The 13,965-nt window shown below is 62.2% G+C and carries 12 protein-coding genes and 2 tRNA genes; 13 read left to right on the top strand and 1 reads right to left on the bottom strand.

The genetic code is table 11. The annotated features are described in order from the left end of the window. The first annotated feature begins 4 nt into the window (after positions 1-4). The 5 genes from J0909_RS11600 (at position 5) to J0909_RS11580 (ending at position 6,006) form a co-directional block, all read left to right on the top strand. Positions 5-304: a hypothetical protein gene (locus J0909_RS11600; protein WP_207263023.1), complete on the top strand. Its 300-nt coding sequence runs from the start codon at positions 5-7 to the stop codon at positions 302-304. Positions 305-541: 237 nt separating this feature from the next. Further along, positions 542-805 carry an RNA-binding regulator gene (rbp, locus tag J0909_RS11595; RefSeq protein ID WP_207263022.1) on the top strand — a complete coding sequence of 88 codons (264 nt, stop codon included), beginning with the start codon at positions 542-544 and terminating at the stop codon, positions 803-805. A gap of 91 nt (positions 806-896) precedes the next feature. Continuing rightward, on the top strand, positions 897-1,115 hold the full coding sequence (gene infA / locus J0909_RS11590) for a translation initiation factor IF-1 (protein WP_207263021.1): 219 nt from the start codon (positions 897-899) through the stop codon (positions 1,113-1,115). 172 nt (positions 1,116-1,287) lie between these two features. After that, positions 1,288-2,943, top strand: a complete 1,656-nt coding sequence (locus tag J0909_RS11585; protein ID WP_207263020.1) for a DEAD/DEAH box helicase — start codon at positions 1,288-1,290, stop codon at positions 2,941-2,943. Positions 2,944-3,051: 108 nt separating this feature from the next. Beyond that, positions 3,052-6,006: a sensor histidine kinase gene (locus tag J0909_RS11580; RefSeq protein ID WP_207263019.1), complete on the top strand. Its 2,955-nt coding sequence runs from the start codon at positions 3,052-3,054 to the stop codon at positions 6,004-6,006. Between the two features lie 143 nt (positions 6,007-6,149). On the opposite strand, the gene J0909_RS11575 is transcribed toward J0909_RS11580, so the two are convergent. Then, positions 6,150-6,226, bottom strand: a tRNA-Arg gene (locus J0909_RS11575). A 223-nt stretch (positions 6,227-6,449) separates the two neighbouring features. On the opposite strand from J0909_RS11575, the gene J0909_RS11570 reads away from it, so the two are divergent. The 8 genes from J0909_RS11570 (at position 6,450) to rho (ending at position 13,869) form a co-directional block, all read left to right on the top strand. Next, positions 6,450-7,865 (top strand): Do family serine endopeptidase, encoded by a 1,416-nt coding sequence (locus J0909_RS11570; protein ID WP_207263018.1) that lies wholly within the window; start codon positions 6,450-6,452, stop codon positions 7,863-7,865. 49 nt (positions 7,866-7,914) lie between these two features. After that, positions 7,915-8,781, top strand: coding sequence for a 4-(cytidine 5'-diphospho)-2-C-methyl-D-erythritol kinase (gene ispE / locus J0909_RS11565; protein WP_207263017.1), 867 nt, complete (start codon positions 7,915-7,917; stop codon positions 8,779-8,781). A gap of 326 nt (positions 8,782-9,107) precedes the next feature. Next, positions 9,108-9,182 (top strand) — tRNA-Gln (locus J0909_RS11560). A gap of 31 nt (positions 9,183-9,213) precedes the next feature. Further along, on the top strand, positions 9,214-10,152 hold the full coding sequence (locus J0909_RS11555) for a ribose-phosphate diphosphokinase (RefSeq protein ID WP_207263016.1): 939 nt from the start codon (positions 9,214-9,216) through the stop codon (positions 10,150-10,152). Between the two features lie 86 nt (positions 10,153-10,238). Next, entirely contained in the window at positions 10,239-10,874 is a 636-nt protein-coding gene (locus J0909_RS11550; RefSeq protein WP_207263015.1) for a 50S ribosomal protein L25, read from the top strand. Positions 10,875-11,007: 133 nt separating this feature from the next. Beyond that, positions 11,008-11,625 (top strand): aminoacyl-tRNA hydrolase, encoded by a 618-nt coding sequence (gene pth / locus J0909_RS11545; protein ID WP_207263014.1) that lies wholly within the window; start codon positions 11,008-11,010, stop codon positions 11,623-11,625. A gap of 82 nt (positions 11,626-11,707) precedes the next feature. Then, a complete protein-coding gene (locus J0909_RS11540; protein ID WP_207263012.1) occupies positions 11,708-12,223 on the top strand; it encodes a CarD family transcriptional regulator in 516 nt (171 codons plus the stop codon). A gap of 287 nt (positions 12,224-12,510) precedes the next feature. Then, the gene (gene rho, locus J0909_RS11535) at positions 12,511-13,869 is read left to right on the top strand and encodes a transcription termination factor Rho (protein ID WP_207263010.1); all 1,359 of its coding nucleotides are present in this window, start codon (positions 12,511-12,513) and stop codon (positions 13,867-13,869) included. The last annotated feature ends 96 nt before the right edge of the window (positions 13,870-13,965 follow it).

The raw sequence follows: 13,965 nt of genomic DNA, 5'->3' as shown, positions 1-13,965 counted from the left end.
ACACATGGAACGCGCCGACATTCAACGGATCTTCGAAGCCTATTTCGAGAAGTACAAGAAAACCGAGGGCGACCGGACCTCCTGGTCCGCCTACTGGACCGAGATGACCGCCGAAGGCGTACTCGAACTGAACCTGACCAAATGCCCGCGTGGAACCATCTTCAAGATATTCATAGACAAAAAGAAGGTGGCCGAGATCGCGGGTTGGGACGAATTTTTCGCCGCCATGGACGTCATGGCCGAAGAACGGCCCGGGCTGTGCGACCCGAGCAAAATCTTTTCGGACATGGAATCCATTATCTAGGAGAGATTCCTGCCCAAATCATTTTTTTCTTGACGGATGACCTTCCTCCCACGTAAGGGGCTCTACTACAGCCGTCGGTGGTGTCCACGGGGATGCAGCCGGTTTCGACCGGCCCGTACCGACAACGGATGAAATGGCTTCAAGCCCCGCAAGGCCGCGCGCAGCGGGGCTCCAGAAGTGATTTCATCAGGCGCAATGCGCCGTTTTGTTTCACTATTTTTCGGAGTTTGCTACGTAATGGCTAAGAATATCTATGTGGGCAATTTGCCCTGGAGCGCCACGGAAGAGGATGTACGCGCCGCGTTTGAGACCTTTGGAGAGGTCATTTCCGTCAAACTGATCAACGACCGCGAAACCGGCCGTCCCCGCGGCTTCGGCTTCGTCGAAATGGAAGACCAGGGAGCCCTGGCGGCTATCGAGAGCCTGGACGGCTCCGATTTCGGCGGCCGCAACATCAAAGTCAACGAAGCCCGTCCGCGTCCCGAGCGCCCGCGCTGGTAGCGCGGCCGCCCGTCGCAAGAAGACATGAGCCAGCCCGCCCCGCTCCGGGGCGGGCTTTTCCCGTCGCCCACAACAAGAGGTAAAGAAGTATATGGCAAAAGAAGAAGGAATCGTCGTCCAGGGCAAGGTTGAAGAAGCCCTGCCCAACGCAATGTTTCGCGTTGAACTCGAAAACGGCCACACCGTGCTCGCACACATCTCCGGCAAAATGCGCAAATTCCGCATCCGCGTCATGCCCGGCGACACCGTGACCGTCGAACTTTCCCCCTACGATCTCACCCGGGGCCGCATCACCTTCCGTCCCAGGTAGCCGCTCCCGGCGGCCGGGGGAAGGGGAATGGAGGAGGCAAACCGCTCTCCCCCCTTCCCCTTCCCCCGGACTCCCCTCTCCCTCTCCCCCTTCGAGACCTCCGGCCGCGCGGTGTCGCCATGTGGTGCGCCGTCCGACAAACCCGTTTTTCACGTTTTACCAAAGGCACATCATGACCAGTTTCCAGGAACTGGGGCTTTCCGGGTCCACCCTGGACGCCCTCACGGCAAAAGGGTTCACCGCTCCCACCCCCATACAGGCCCTGACCATTCCCAGGCTGCTCTCCGGCCAAAGGGACATCGTGGGCCAGGCCCAGACCGGCACGGGCAAGACCGCCGCCTTCGGCCTGCCCGTCATCGAGGCGGCCCAGGAAGGGGCGCACCACGTGCAATCGCTCATTCTGGCCCCCACCCGCGAACTGGCCATCCAGGTGGCCGAGGAAATCGACTCCCTCAAGGGGAACAAGCGCATCCGCGTACTGCCGGTATACGGCGGCCAGGCCATTCACATGCAGCTCAAGGCCCTGAAGCGCGGCGTGGATGTGGTCGTGGGCACGCCAGGCCGGATCATGGATCACCTGGAGCGCGGCAGCCTGCGCATCGACGAGCTGACCTATTTCATCCTCGACGAAGCAGACGAGATGTGCAACATGGGTTTCGTTGACGACGTGCGGGCCATCCTGGCCTCGGCCAACAAAGACCGACGCACCCTCATGTTCTCGGCCACCATGGCCCGCGAGGTCATGGGCATCGCCAAGGAATTCATGGGCGACTTCGACGTGCTCACGGTCAAGCCCGAGGTCTCGGACGCGCCCCTGACCCGCCATGTCTTCCACGAGATGGCCGACTCGGACCGCTTCGAGGCCCTGTGCCGGGTCATCGACGCCCGTCAGGACTTCTACGGCCTGGTCTTCGTGCGCACCAAGGCCGACGCCGACCATGTGGCCGCCCGGCTCGGCCAGCGCGGCTACCCCGCCGAGCCCATCCACGGCGACCTGAACCAGGCCCAACGCGAAAAGATCCTGCACGGCTTCCGCGACCGCAAATCGACCATCCTGGTGGCCACGGACGTGGCCGCACGCGGCATCGACGTGCCGGACCTGACCCATGTGGTCAACTTCGCCCTGCCCCAGGATCCGCAGACTTTCGTGCACCGCACCGGACGCACGGGCCGCGCGGGCAAGGAGGGCGTGGCCATCACCCTGATCGCGCCGAGCGAATTCCGCAAGTTGATGTACATCAGCAAGAGCAGCGGCATCGACATCGCCAAGGAACCGCTGCCACGCATCGAGGACGTCATCCATACCAAGAAGCGCAAGGTGGCGGCCGAACTCGAAGCCATCCTGGAAGCGGACGGCCACAGTGCCTACCTGGCCATGGCCGGCGAATTGCTCCGCGACCGGCCCGCCGAGGCGGTAGTCGCCGCTCTGCTGCGCAACGCTTTCGGCGAGGAACTGGTCGAGTCCGGCTACCGCCGCATCGACCCCGTGGGCCCCGGCGGACAGGGACGGGCCGACATGATCTGCGCCCTGGGCCGTTCCCACGGCATGAACCCCAAGCGTTTCGTGGACTTCATCGCCTCGGCTGCGCACATCAAGCAGTGGGCCATCCAGCACGTCCGCGTCCAGGGCGACAGGACCACTTTCACGCTCCCGGCCGCCGAGGCCGACCGCGTCATGGAACGGGTCAACAGCCATGAGAGCGCGCCCCTGGTGAGCCGGGACGAGTCACGGCGCAAGCCCCCGGGCCGCAGCTTCCCCAAAAAGGGATGGAAGCCCTCGGGCAAGCCGCCCCGCACGCAGCGCCACAAGCCCAAGCCGGTTCGTTAACCGGCCGTCCAGCGCGAAGGCGCAACCGCTTTCCTCTGGCGGGGGGACGTTTTGTCGTTGCTTCTTTCCGGTCTCCCCGCTAGACTTACCGGGCCCGCAGGAGAACGCATGAAAGGCGACGAACGTAAGTCCAAATCAGAGCTTATCGCGGAGCTCGATACGCTTCGCGTGCGGCTCGACACCGTGCGCAACGAGGCGTGGCTGCCCATCGCCGACGAATTCCCCCTGTTCATCTTCGAATTCGACCTGAACGAGACCTTCCGTTTCGTCAACAAGCACGCCTTGAAGACCTTCGGGTACAGCGTGGCGGACATCCAGGCGGGCCTTTCCCTGTCCGCGATCATCTCCCCGGACTCCATCCACCGAGCCCGCCGCAACTTCGCCCGCGTCCTGAGCCGCGAGAATTTCGAGCACGAGGAATACAAGGCCGTGTGCGCGGACGGCTCCATCCTGCCGATCAAGGCCTACACCCAACCCGCGAGACGGAACGGAGAAATCGTGGGCCTGCGCGGCGTGGCCATCGACGTATCCGAAATCCGCCAGGTGGAGAACGCCCTGCGCTCCAGCGAAAGCCACTACCGCACCCTGTTCGAGACCACGGGCACCGCCATGGTCCTGCTGTCCGGGGACGCGCTCATCAAGAATTGTAATTCGCAGTTCTGCCTCATGTCCGGCTATGCCCGCGAGGACATCGAGGGCAAGATGGCCTGGACGGCATTCGTGCCGCCGGACGAACGGGACCGGCTGCTCCTGTTCCAGGAACGCCGCATCAAGAAAACCGACATCCCGCCCAGCGACTACGAATTCACCTTCCTGACCCGCGACAACGAGCGCAGGCGCATCCACCTGTTCGTCCGCAATGTCCCCGGCACCGCCGACCGGGTCTGTTCCCTCATCGACGTGACTGAGCGCGACGAGGCCCTGCGCGCCCTGCGCAAGAGCGAGGAGCGCTACCAACTCATGACCCGGGGCGCCAACGACGGCCTCTGGGACTGGTACTTGGACAGCAATGAATGCTTTTATTCCCCCCGCTACCGGGAAATCCTGGGCTACCAGTCCGAAGAGGAATTTCCCAACACCGTGGATTCTTGGCTGAAATGTGTTCATCCGGACGACCGGGAGCGGGCCATGGCCGCCAATAAAGAGTGCATTGCGGGCAAGATCGAACAATTTCAGGTGGAGTTCCGCCAGATCCACAAGGATGGCTCCGTCCGCTGGATCCTTGGCCGAGGGGCCAGCTCCCGGGATGAAAACGGCAGGATATACCGCCTTTCCGGCACGCACTCGGACATCACCCAGCGCAAGCAGGCCGAGGACGCCCTGCGCGAGAGCGAGGAACGCTTCCGGCTGATGATCGAACACGCCAGCAGCGGCATCTTCCAAGCCTCCCCGGAAGGCCGGTTCCTGAACGTCAACCCGGCCCTGGCCCGGATGCTTGGCTACGACTCCCCCAAGGATCTGATCAGCCACGTCGGGGACATCGGCACGGAGGTGCTCCTGAATCCCGGCGACCGCAAGGCCTTCATCGAAGGCATCTACACCCGAGGCGAAGTGGCCAATCACGAATACCACTGCCGCCGCAAGGACGGCAGCCCCATCTGGCTTGCGGGCAACACCCGGCTGGTGCGCAATGCCGAGAACGACGAGGCCTACTTCGAGGGGTTCCTGCAGGACATCACCGCCCGCAAGCTCAATGAACGCACCACCCACGCCCTGTACGCCATCTCCACGGCGGTCAACACCACCCGCAACCTCCAGGACCTGTACCAGACCATCCACGCCATCATCGGGGAGGTCATCGAGGCCAGGAACTTCTTCATCGCCATGGTGAACGAGAAGGAGGACATGCTCCGCTTCGTCTACTTCCAGGACGAGAAGGACGACTATTTCGACATCCCCAACATCAGCGATCCGAGCCAGAGTAGCCTGACCATCCACGTCTTTCGGACAGCCGCGCCCCTTCACCTCTCCCAGGCCGACCCAGGCATCGAGGAACGGCTGGCCTCCATCGGCGTCATCGGCACACCGCCCGCAGCCTGGCTGGGCGTGCCGCTCCGACAGGGAGAGCGCGTGGTCGGCGCCATGGCCGTTCAGGACTACGCCAATCCCCGGCAGTATTCCGCCGAAGCGGCTTTCTTCCTGACCGCCGTATCCGAGCAGGTGGCCATGGCTATCGAACGCAAGACCATCGAGGAAGCCCTGACCCGGCTCAACGAGGAGCTGGAAGACAAGGTCGAGCAGCGCACCGCTGAAATCGAGGCCCGCAAGGTCGAGCTTGAGGAGGCCAACCGGCGGCTCATGACCCTGGACGAAATCAAGTCGTCCATGGTTTCGTCGGTGTCCCACGAACTGCGCACGCCACTGACCTCCATCCGGGGCTTCGCCAAGCTCTGCGCCAAGGACTTCTCCCGACACTTCCTGCCCCTGGCTCAAGGCGAGACACTGTCGGCCAAGGGGCAGCGCATCCAATCCAACCTCGGGATCATCGACACCGAAGGCGAACGGCTGACCCGGCTGATCAACGATTTCCTGGACATCAACCGCATTGAATCGGGCAAGGCCTGCTGGAATGACGACCTTCTGAACCCGGCCCAGGTGATCCGCGAAGCCGTGGCCTCGGCGGCGGGCGGCTTCAACTCCTCCAGGGGAGTGCAATTGGTCACGGTCCTGCCCGAAACCGCCCGGCGCGTCCAGGCCGACCCGGACAAGATCAAGCAGGTGCTCATCAATCTGCTGAACAATGCCTACAAATTCACCCGCCAGGGGCGCGTCACGGTGTCTCTGCGGGAGCAGGCCGAATCGCTGACCGTGTCCGTGGGCGACACCGGCTCGGGCATTCCCGAGGACGAACTCAACTACATCTTCGAAAAATTCCACAAATCCCGCCTGGGCGACACCGTGCGCAGCGAGGAACAGGGCACCGGCCTGGGCCTGGCCATCTGCAAGGAGATCGTCGAGCACTACGGCGGCGCCATCTGCGTGGAATCCACCCTGGGCCGGGGCAGCACCTTCACCTTCACCCTTCCCACGGTCCCAGCCGACGAAAACACCTGTATCGAATAACCCCGCACCGAAAGTGCAACGCGCCCCGACAGCCCCTTCCCGGTCAGCCGAGGCGGAGCGATCCCAATCCTCCATCCTGCGAATGGGTCGGATACACAAAACAAAAAACCCGCTCTCCAAGGAAAGCGGGTTTTTCATATGCTTGGTGCCCCCAGCGCGATTCGAACACGCGGCACCAGGATTAGGAATCCTGTGCTCTATCCACCTGAGCTATGGGGGCCTATTCCGGCAAGTACCGGGAAGTCGTTCCTAGCCGACGACGGGTGAAAAGGCAAGGGGTTCGTCGCGACGGGGGGGAGCGCGGACGGCGGCAGGCCCGGCTCCGGAGAAATGCATGTGCAAATAGGGGCACACTATTTACAACTGAAAAAAAAAGGCTATATACGGTGAAAGGCGGTGCGAGCCGCCATCCTGTTTTCCGCATCCTTGTATGGAGGCATTAAATGAATCGTAAGGCTCAACTTCTCACTCTTGTCCTGACTCTTGTGCTGGCTGTCCCGGTTATGGCGCAGGCACGCGACCTGCCCGTGTTCACCGAGCTGGCCGCCAAGGCGGGCAAGGCCGTGGTTTTCATCTCCACGGAAAAAACCACACAGGCTCCGTCCATGGAGCAATTCCGGCAGCAGGTCCCCGAAGGGCATCCGTTCTACGAGTTTTTCAAGAGGTTCGACCAATTCTTCGGCCCGCAGGGACAGCAGCCGCGCAAGATGCTCGGCCAAGGCTCCGGGTTCGTCATCTCGCCCGACGGACTCATCGTCACCAACAACCACGTCATCAACGGCGCAGACAAGGTGACCGTACGCTTCCAGGACGACAAAAAGGAATACCCGGCCGAAGTCGTGGGCGCCGACCAGGAAACCGACTTGGCCGTCATCAAGATCAAGCCTGACCACTCCTTGCCGACCCTGAAGTTCGGCGACTCCGACGACATCAAGGTGGGCGAATGGGTCCTGGCCATCGGCAACCCCTTCGGCCTGGACAACACGGTCACCGCGGGCATCATCTCGGCCAAGCACCGCATCATCGGTGCGGGTCCCTTTGATAATTTCCTTCAGACCGACGCGTCCATCAACCCCGGCAACTCCGGCGGCCCCCTCCTGGACATGGACGGCGAGGTCATCGGCATCAACACCGCCATCAACGCGGCCGCTGAAAACATCGGCTTTGCCATCCCGTCCACCCAGGCCGCCAAGGTCATTGCCCTGCTCAAGGAAGGCAAGGCCCCCCAGCGCGGCTGGCTTGGCGTGACCATCCAGCAGGTCAGCGAGACCCAGGCCAAGGCCCTGGGGCTGCCTGAACCCGTGGGCGCGCTGATCGCCACCGTGGGCAAGGGAGCTCCGGCCGATAAGGGCGGCGTCAAGCAGGGCGATGTGATCCTTGAGGTCAACGGCAAGAAGATCGACGACAATAACGATCTGCTCAAGAAGATCGCGGGCCTCGCCCCCGGCGAGCAGGCCAACCTCGTGCTCTGGCGCAACGGCGAAAAGGTGACCCGCACCGTCACCCTGGGCCAGCGCAATGAGAAGTCCCTGGCCGCCATGGCCCCGAACCACCAGGATCAGGGCCAGGCCGCCACAGTGCTCGGTATGGCGCTTAAGCCGCTGACCGACCAGGAAGCCCAGGCCCTCGGTCTGGACAAGACCCAGGGACTGCTCGTGGTCAACGTCGATCCCAATACACCCGCCGGCGAAGAAGGAATCCGCCAGGGCGATGTCGTCCTTCAGGCCAACCAGAAGGATGTGAACTCCGTAGGCGACCTCAAGACCGTGATCAAGAGCGCCGAAAAGCGCGGCGCGGTCATGCTCCTGGTCAAGCGCCAGGGACGCAACAGCTTCGTGGCCCTGCCCCTGGACAAATAACCACAGATCAAACGGGGGGCTCTTTCGGGAGCCCCCCTTTTTTTTAGTCATGCCAGCAGCCACCCTCCTCGCCCCAGCCAAAATCAATCTGCACCTGGAAATCCTCGGCCTGCGGGACGACGGCTACCATGAATTGCGCACCCTCTTCTACCCGGTGCCCGTGCCCTGCGACGTCATTGAGGTCCTGCCCGGCCCGGATGACGATTTCTACATCCGCTGCCCCGAACGGCCGGAACTGGAGACCACCTCCAATATCCTCTATAAAGCCTGGAAGGCCTTCGGCGAGGTCTCGGGATTCAAGCCCGGCATCTTCGTCGCCCTGACCAAGCGTATTCCCATGGGCGGGGGCCTGGGGGGCGGCAGTTCGGATGCGGCCGCCCTGCTCAAGTGGCTCAACGGCGAGGCCGACGACAAGGCGCTGCCCATGGCGGACATGATCAAACTGGCCGCGCAACTCGGCGCGGATGTGCCTTTCTTTCTCCAGGACGGCCCGGCTTGGGCGGGCGGCATCGGCGAGGCGCTGAGCCCGGCCGAAGTGGATCTGTCCGGAGCCACATTGCTCCTGGCCTGCCCGGCGATTCATGTGGACACGGCTTGGGCCTTCCGCGCCTGGGATGAAAAATACGGCGCGGTCCCCTCCTATGAATCCTTGACATCAAAAAGGGGGGGTACTAAGAATCCATCTCCCGTTTCGCCCCGGGAAATGACGAACGCCTTTGAGGAAGTCGTTTTTGAGGAGCATCCATCCCTGCTGGATATCAAGCAAACGCTCCTCTCCCACGGGGCCGAACACGCCGCCATGAGCGGCTCGGGAGCCTCCCTGTTCGGCATATATCGGGACAGGGATTCAGCCGCGTCCGCAGCTCGGGCTCTCGAAAAGCAGGGAATTGAAATTTTTCAGGTGGACTGCCCCTAGCGGGCACGAAACCGGATAAAGGCCGGACCAGACCGACGTCGCCGCCCCCGCCGCCGTGCAGGGGACACCTCCCGAAAGCGACACCCCGAAAGGGATGCAAGTCGATGGTCGAAACAGGCGCAGGCCGCGCGGACCGATACGCCCGCAACCGGCTGGACCGCATGCACCGCATGCGATCAAGACGGCGCTCCCAATGCGGAGCGGGGCGAAAGGAGTCGCGAAGCGGCCGAGCGCAGGGCGCAAGCGGGAAACAGCACCGCCGCGTATCACGCCGCGCGAGGGTCTGATTCCCGCGTAGCAACCGGCCGTTTATCGACATTTTTTGCTGGGGCGTCGTCAAGTGGTAAGACATCAGGTTTTGGTCCTGACATTCGGGGGTTCGAGTCCTCCCGCCCCAGCCAGAATTTAACCACGACTGCATAGAGGATAGTTATGCACGGTGAACTGAAAATCATCAGCGGGTCCGCAAGTCCCAAACTGGCCGATGCCATTTGCGAGCACCTCGGCACCAAAGCATCGCCGGTCCTGCGCGAGCGGTTTTCCGACGGCGAAATCCGCATTGAGATCGGAGAGAACGTTCGGGGCGACGATGTTTTCGTGGTCCAACCCACCTGTTCCCCGGTCAACTTCCATCTCATGGAGTTGTGCCTGATGCTGGATGCGCTCAAGCGCGCCTCCGCCTCCCGCGTGACCGCCGTGGTTCCCTATTTCGGCTACGCGCGCCAGGACCGTAAAGTGGTCCCCCGCGCGCCCATATCCGCCAAGATGGTGGCCGACCTGCTGTCCACTGCGGGCATGCAGCGGCTGGTGACCATCGACCTGCACGCCGGCCAGATCCAGGGCTTCTTCAACGTGCCCGTGGACAACCTGTTCGCCGCGCCCGTGCTTATCGAATCCCTGCGCGACCGGGACGACGATTTCGTCATCATCTCCCCGGATGCGGGCGGCGTCGAGCGCGCCCGGGCCTACGCCAAGCGGCTGGGCGCCACCCTGGCCATCGTGGACAAGCGCCGCGACGCGCCCAACCAGGCCAAGGCCATGCACATCATCGGCGACGTCCAAGGCAAGGTGGCCGTGGTCATCGACGACATGATCGACACTGCGGGCACCATGTGCGCCGCCGCCAACGTGATCATGGAGAACGGAGCCAAGGACGTGCTCGCCTGCGCCACCCATCCTGTCCTGTCCGGTCCGGCCTGCCAGCGGCTGGAAGAGTCGGCTTTCTCCGGAGTGGTCGTCACCGACACCATTCCCCTGGGCAACAAGGGGGACCAGTGCAGCAAGCTCAAGGTCCGCTCGGTGGCCTCGCTGCTGGCCAAAGCAATCAACAACGTGCACACGGAATCCTCCGTGTCCGTTCTGTTTACGTAAGATACGGGCCGCATCCGGCCGCAACCATTTAAAGCGCGAGCGTCCGTCCATAGTGGACGGCCAGGGCGTAACAAGGAGCAACTATCATGGCAGAACTGCTGAAACTCAATGTCCAGGAACGGACCGAGCTGGGCAAAGGCCCCAACCGCCGCCTCCGCACCACCGGCATGGTCCCGGGCATCTACTACGACGCCAAGGGCGCCAACATCCCGGTCAAGGTGGAGATGGTTCCCCTGCAGAAGGCTTACGCGGCCGTGGGCAACTCCCAAGTCTTCGAGCTGGTCCTGGAACGCAGCGGCAAGTCCGAAACCATGCCCGCCCTGCTGTGGCGCGTGCGCAACGAGCCGGTCAAGGGCGTGCCCGAGCATGTGGACTTCTTCGGCGTGGACCTGACCAAGGAACTCAAGGTCGCCGTCCCGTTCGAAATCGTCGGCTCCTCCAAGGGCGTCAAACTCGGTGGCGTGCTGGAACAGTACCGCGAACACATCGAGGTCATCTGCAAGCCCATGGACATCCCCGAGTCCATCGTCATCGATGTCACCGACCTGGACATCATGGACCACGTCCACATCGAGGACGTCGCCTTCCCCGAGGGCGTCAGCCCGGTCTTCGACGAAAACTTCGCCGTCCTGTCCATCGCCGCCATGCAGGAAGAGGGTGAAGAGGGTGAAGAGTCTGCCGAGGCCGCTGAAGAAGCCGCCGAAGAGACCGAGGCCGAATAGCCCCGCCCATTCACAAGATACCACATCCCGGAGCGCGATGTCGTGCTCCGGGATTTTTTTTGCTTCCCGGAGCAGAGACTGATAGACTCCTCTTCACGGCACGTTGTCGCCGTGCGGAGAACGGATTCGATCCATGGATTTTAAAGGCGCCATAGTGGGGCTGGGCAACCCCGGTCCCGAATACGCGAACACCCGGCACAACATCGGGTTCATGTTCGTGGACCATCTCCTGCACATGGCGGACGGACGCAAGTCCATGCGGCTGGAGAAGATCGAGGAATCCGGCGACTACGACTTGTGGCAATGCAAGTTCGCCGGGGCCTTCCGCCTCCTGGTCAAGCCGCTGACCTACATGAACCTGTCCGGCAAGGCCGTGGGCCGCATCTGCGGGCGCCATGGCATCGAGCCCGCCGATTTGGTGGTCGTCCACGACGAACTGGACCTGCCCGTGGGCCGGATGAAATTCAAGCGGGGCGGCAGCGACAACGGGCACAACGGGCTCAAGTCCATCCAGGAGCGCCTCGGCACTCCCGACTTCTGCCGGTTGCGGCTGGGCATCGGCCGACCGGGCGATGCGTACAAGCCCATCACCGACTGGGTCCTGGAGCCGTTCGACCCGCAATCGGCGTCACTCCTGCCCCAAATCATCGGGCATGCGGCCAAGGGATTGGACATTTTTTTCCGGCGTGGCATGGGCTTTGCCCAGCAGCACGTCAACTCATTTTCCATCCCGGAAGAAGAATCGGAGTAATCGTGGACTCTTCTCGGCCTTTTCAGTATAATGTCTTTCTGTCGCATATAAAAATGTAGTCTTTTCAAGAGTTGAGGTTCCCGTGTTCAAGGTCGATGAATTGGTTGTGTATCCCTCCCAGGGCGTAGGGCGCGTGGAGCGTATCGAATCCCAGGAGATCGGCGGCGTCAAGGCCGATTTTTACATAGTCCGGATCTTGAGCAACAACGTTACCCTCATGGTCCCCGTGGCTAATGCCGAGAACGTGGGTCTCCGTTGCGTCTGTCCGGCCGAAGTTGGACAGGCCATCTTCGAATCCCTCAAGGACCGTACCGGATTCACCGGCTACACCGGCCAGAACTGGAACCGGCGCTACCGTGAATATTCCGAAAAGCTCAAGAGCGGCGATCTGGCCGATGTGGCCTACGTGCTCAAGGAGCTCTTCCTCATCGGCAAGGACAAGGAATTGTCCTTCGGTGAGCGCCGTCTGCTGGAACAGGCCATGGGGCTGGTCTCCATGGAGCTGGCCTATTCCCTGGGCCGCGATCAGGAGGCCATCAAGGACGACATCAACGAGATGTTCGCCGATGTCATCGCCGCGCAGGAGAAAAACGACTAGCAGGGCTTGTCAAGGCCCTCGGTTTCAGGTAACTGCCTCCTTGTGCCGCCTTGCGGCATTCAGATTATCCCACTCCCACTTGGTTTTTAAGACGTCCCGAGGCTGTTAGCGCAACTTCAACGAGAGGTATGCTCCCGTTTCCTCACACCCGAACCGTCCGGCCGGAAAGGTTCATCCGCGACATCCCGAGTCCGACGCCCGCCGCGGTCCAAACACCGCTTCATCGCCATCATATCCCATCGCCCAATTTGACATACTTACAAAAACCTCAACAAGAATTTCCCAACATGGTCACCAAAAAGACTGACACCGAAAGCAAAGCCAAAGGCCCCGCCAAAAAAACCACCCGCAAAAAGGCCGTCAAGGCCGCGCCGGAGACCAACGGCAACGGCGGCAGCCTGAACCTCACCGAACTCAAGCAAAAATCCATGCAGGACCTGACCGACCTGGCCATGTCCTTCGAGGTGGAAAACCCGTCCACCATGCGCAAGCAGGAGCTCATCTTCGCCCTGCTGCAACAATGCGCATCCCAAAATGGCCAGATATTCGGCGAAGGCGTCCTGGAAATCCTGCCCGACGGCTTCGGCTTCCTGCGCTCCCCCATGTACAGCTACATGGCCGGGCCCGACGACATCTACGTATCCCCGTCCCAGATCCGTCGTTTCGGTCTGCGCAAGGGTGACGTGGTCTCGGGCCAGATCCGGCCGCCCAAGGAGGGGGAACGATATTTCGCTCTGTTGCGCGTGTCCGAAATCGGCTTCGAAGATCCGCAGCACTCCAAGAACCTGGTCCTGTTCGACAACCTCACGCCTCTCTACCCCGAGGAGCAGCTCAAGCTCGAAAACGGTGCGTCCAACTACTCCGCCCGAATCATCGACCTGCTCGCCCCCATCGGCAAGGGCCAGCGCGGCGTGATCGTGGCCCCGCCCCGTACCGGCAAGACCATCATGCTCCAGACCATCGCCAACTCCATCAACGCCAACCACCCCGAGGTGGACCTCATCGTCCTCTTGATCGACGAGCGGCCCGAGGAAGTGACCGACATGCAGCGCACGGTCAAGGCCGAGGTGGTTTCCTCCACCTTCGACGAGCCGCCGACCCGCCACGTACAGGTGGCCGAAATGGTCATCGAAAAGGCCAAGCGGCTGGTGGAACGCAAGCGCGACGTGGTTATTCTCCTCGACTCCATCACCCGCCTCGGCCGGGCCTACAACGCCGTGACCCCGTCCTCGGGGCGCGTGCTCTCCGGCGGTATCGACGCCAACGCCCTGCAACGGCCCAAACGGTTCTTCGGCGCGGCCCGCAACATCGAGGAGGGCGGCTCCCTGACCATCATATCCACCGCGCTCATCGACACCGGCTCCCGCATGGATGAAGTCATCTTCGAAGAATTCAAGGGCACCGGCAACATGGAGCTCTATCTCGACCGCCACCTTTCCGACAAACGCATCTACCCCGCCATCGACATCAACCGTTCCGGCACCCGCAAGGAAGAGCTGCTCATGGAAGAAGACGTGCTCAACCGCGTGTGGATCCTGCGCAAGCTCCTCTCCCCCATGAACTCCATAGACTCCATGGAGTTTCTGCGCGGCAAGATGAAGGGCACCAAGAACAATCGCGAGTTCCTGGACTCGATGAGCAAATAGCCCCGCCGGGCGTTGCGATCCCGCATAGCCCGAGGGAACAGCCATCCCGAAGACCTCGCCGTTGGATCGGCGGGGTCTTTTTTTTGTGCAACCGTT

This window comes from Desulfovibrio sp. Huiquan2017, from assembly GCF_017351175.1.
Classification (GTDB): Bacteria; Desulfobacterota; Desulfovibrionia; order Desulfovibrionales; family Desulfovibrionaceae; genus Pseudodesulfovibrio.
This window is presented reverse-complemented; position numbering and strand designations above follow the sequence as displayed.

Excerpts from the sequence above, each read along its gene's own strand:
- J0909_RS11570 (WP_207263018.1), top strand. The coding sequence starts at position 6,450 with ATGAATCGTAAGGCTCAACTTCTCACTCTTGTCCTGACTCTTGTGCTG.
- ispE (WP_207263017.1), top strand. The coding sequence starts at position 7,915 with ATGCCAGCAGCCACCCTCCTCGCCCCAGCCAAAATCAATCTGCACCTG.
- infA (WP_207263021.1), top strand. The coding sequence starts at position 897 with ATGGCAAAAGAAGAAGGAATCGTCGTCCAGGGCAAGGTTGAAGAAGCC.
- J0909_RS11580 (WP_207263019.1), top strand. The coding sequence starts at position 3,052 with ATGAAAGGCGACGAACGTAAGTCCAAATCAGAGCTTATCGCGGAGCTC.
- rho (WP_207263010.1), top strand. The coding sequence starts at position 12,511 with ATGGTCACCAAAAAGACTGACACCGAAAGCAAAGCCAAAGGCCCCGCC.
- rbp (WP_207263022.1), top strand. The coding sequence starts at position 542 with ATGGCTAAGAATATCTATGTGGGCAATTTGCCCTGGAGCGCCACGGAA.
- J0909_RS11550 (WP_207263015.1), top strand. The coding sequence starts at position 10,239 with ATGGCAGAACTGCTGAAACTCAATGTCCAGGAACGGACCGAGCTGGGC.
- pth (WP_207263014.1), top strand. The coding sequence starts at position 11,008 with ATGGATTTTAAAGGCGCCATAGTGGGGCTGGGCAACCCCGGTCCCGAA.
- J0909_RS11585 (WP_207263020.1), top strand. The coding sequence starts at position 1,288 with ATGACCAGTTTCCAGGAACTGGGGCTTTCCGGGTCCACCCTGGACGCC.
- J0909_RS11600 (WP_207263023.1), top strand. The coding sequence starts at position 5 with ATGGAACGCGCCGACATTCAACGGATCTTCGAAGCCTATTTCGAGAAG.
- J0909_RS11555 (WP_207263016.1), top strand. The coding sequence starts at position 9,214 with ATGCACGGTGAACTGAAAATCATCAGCGGGTCCGCAAGTCCCAAACTG.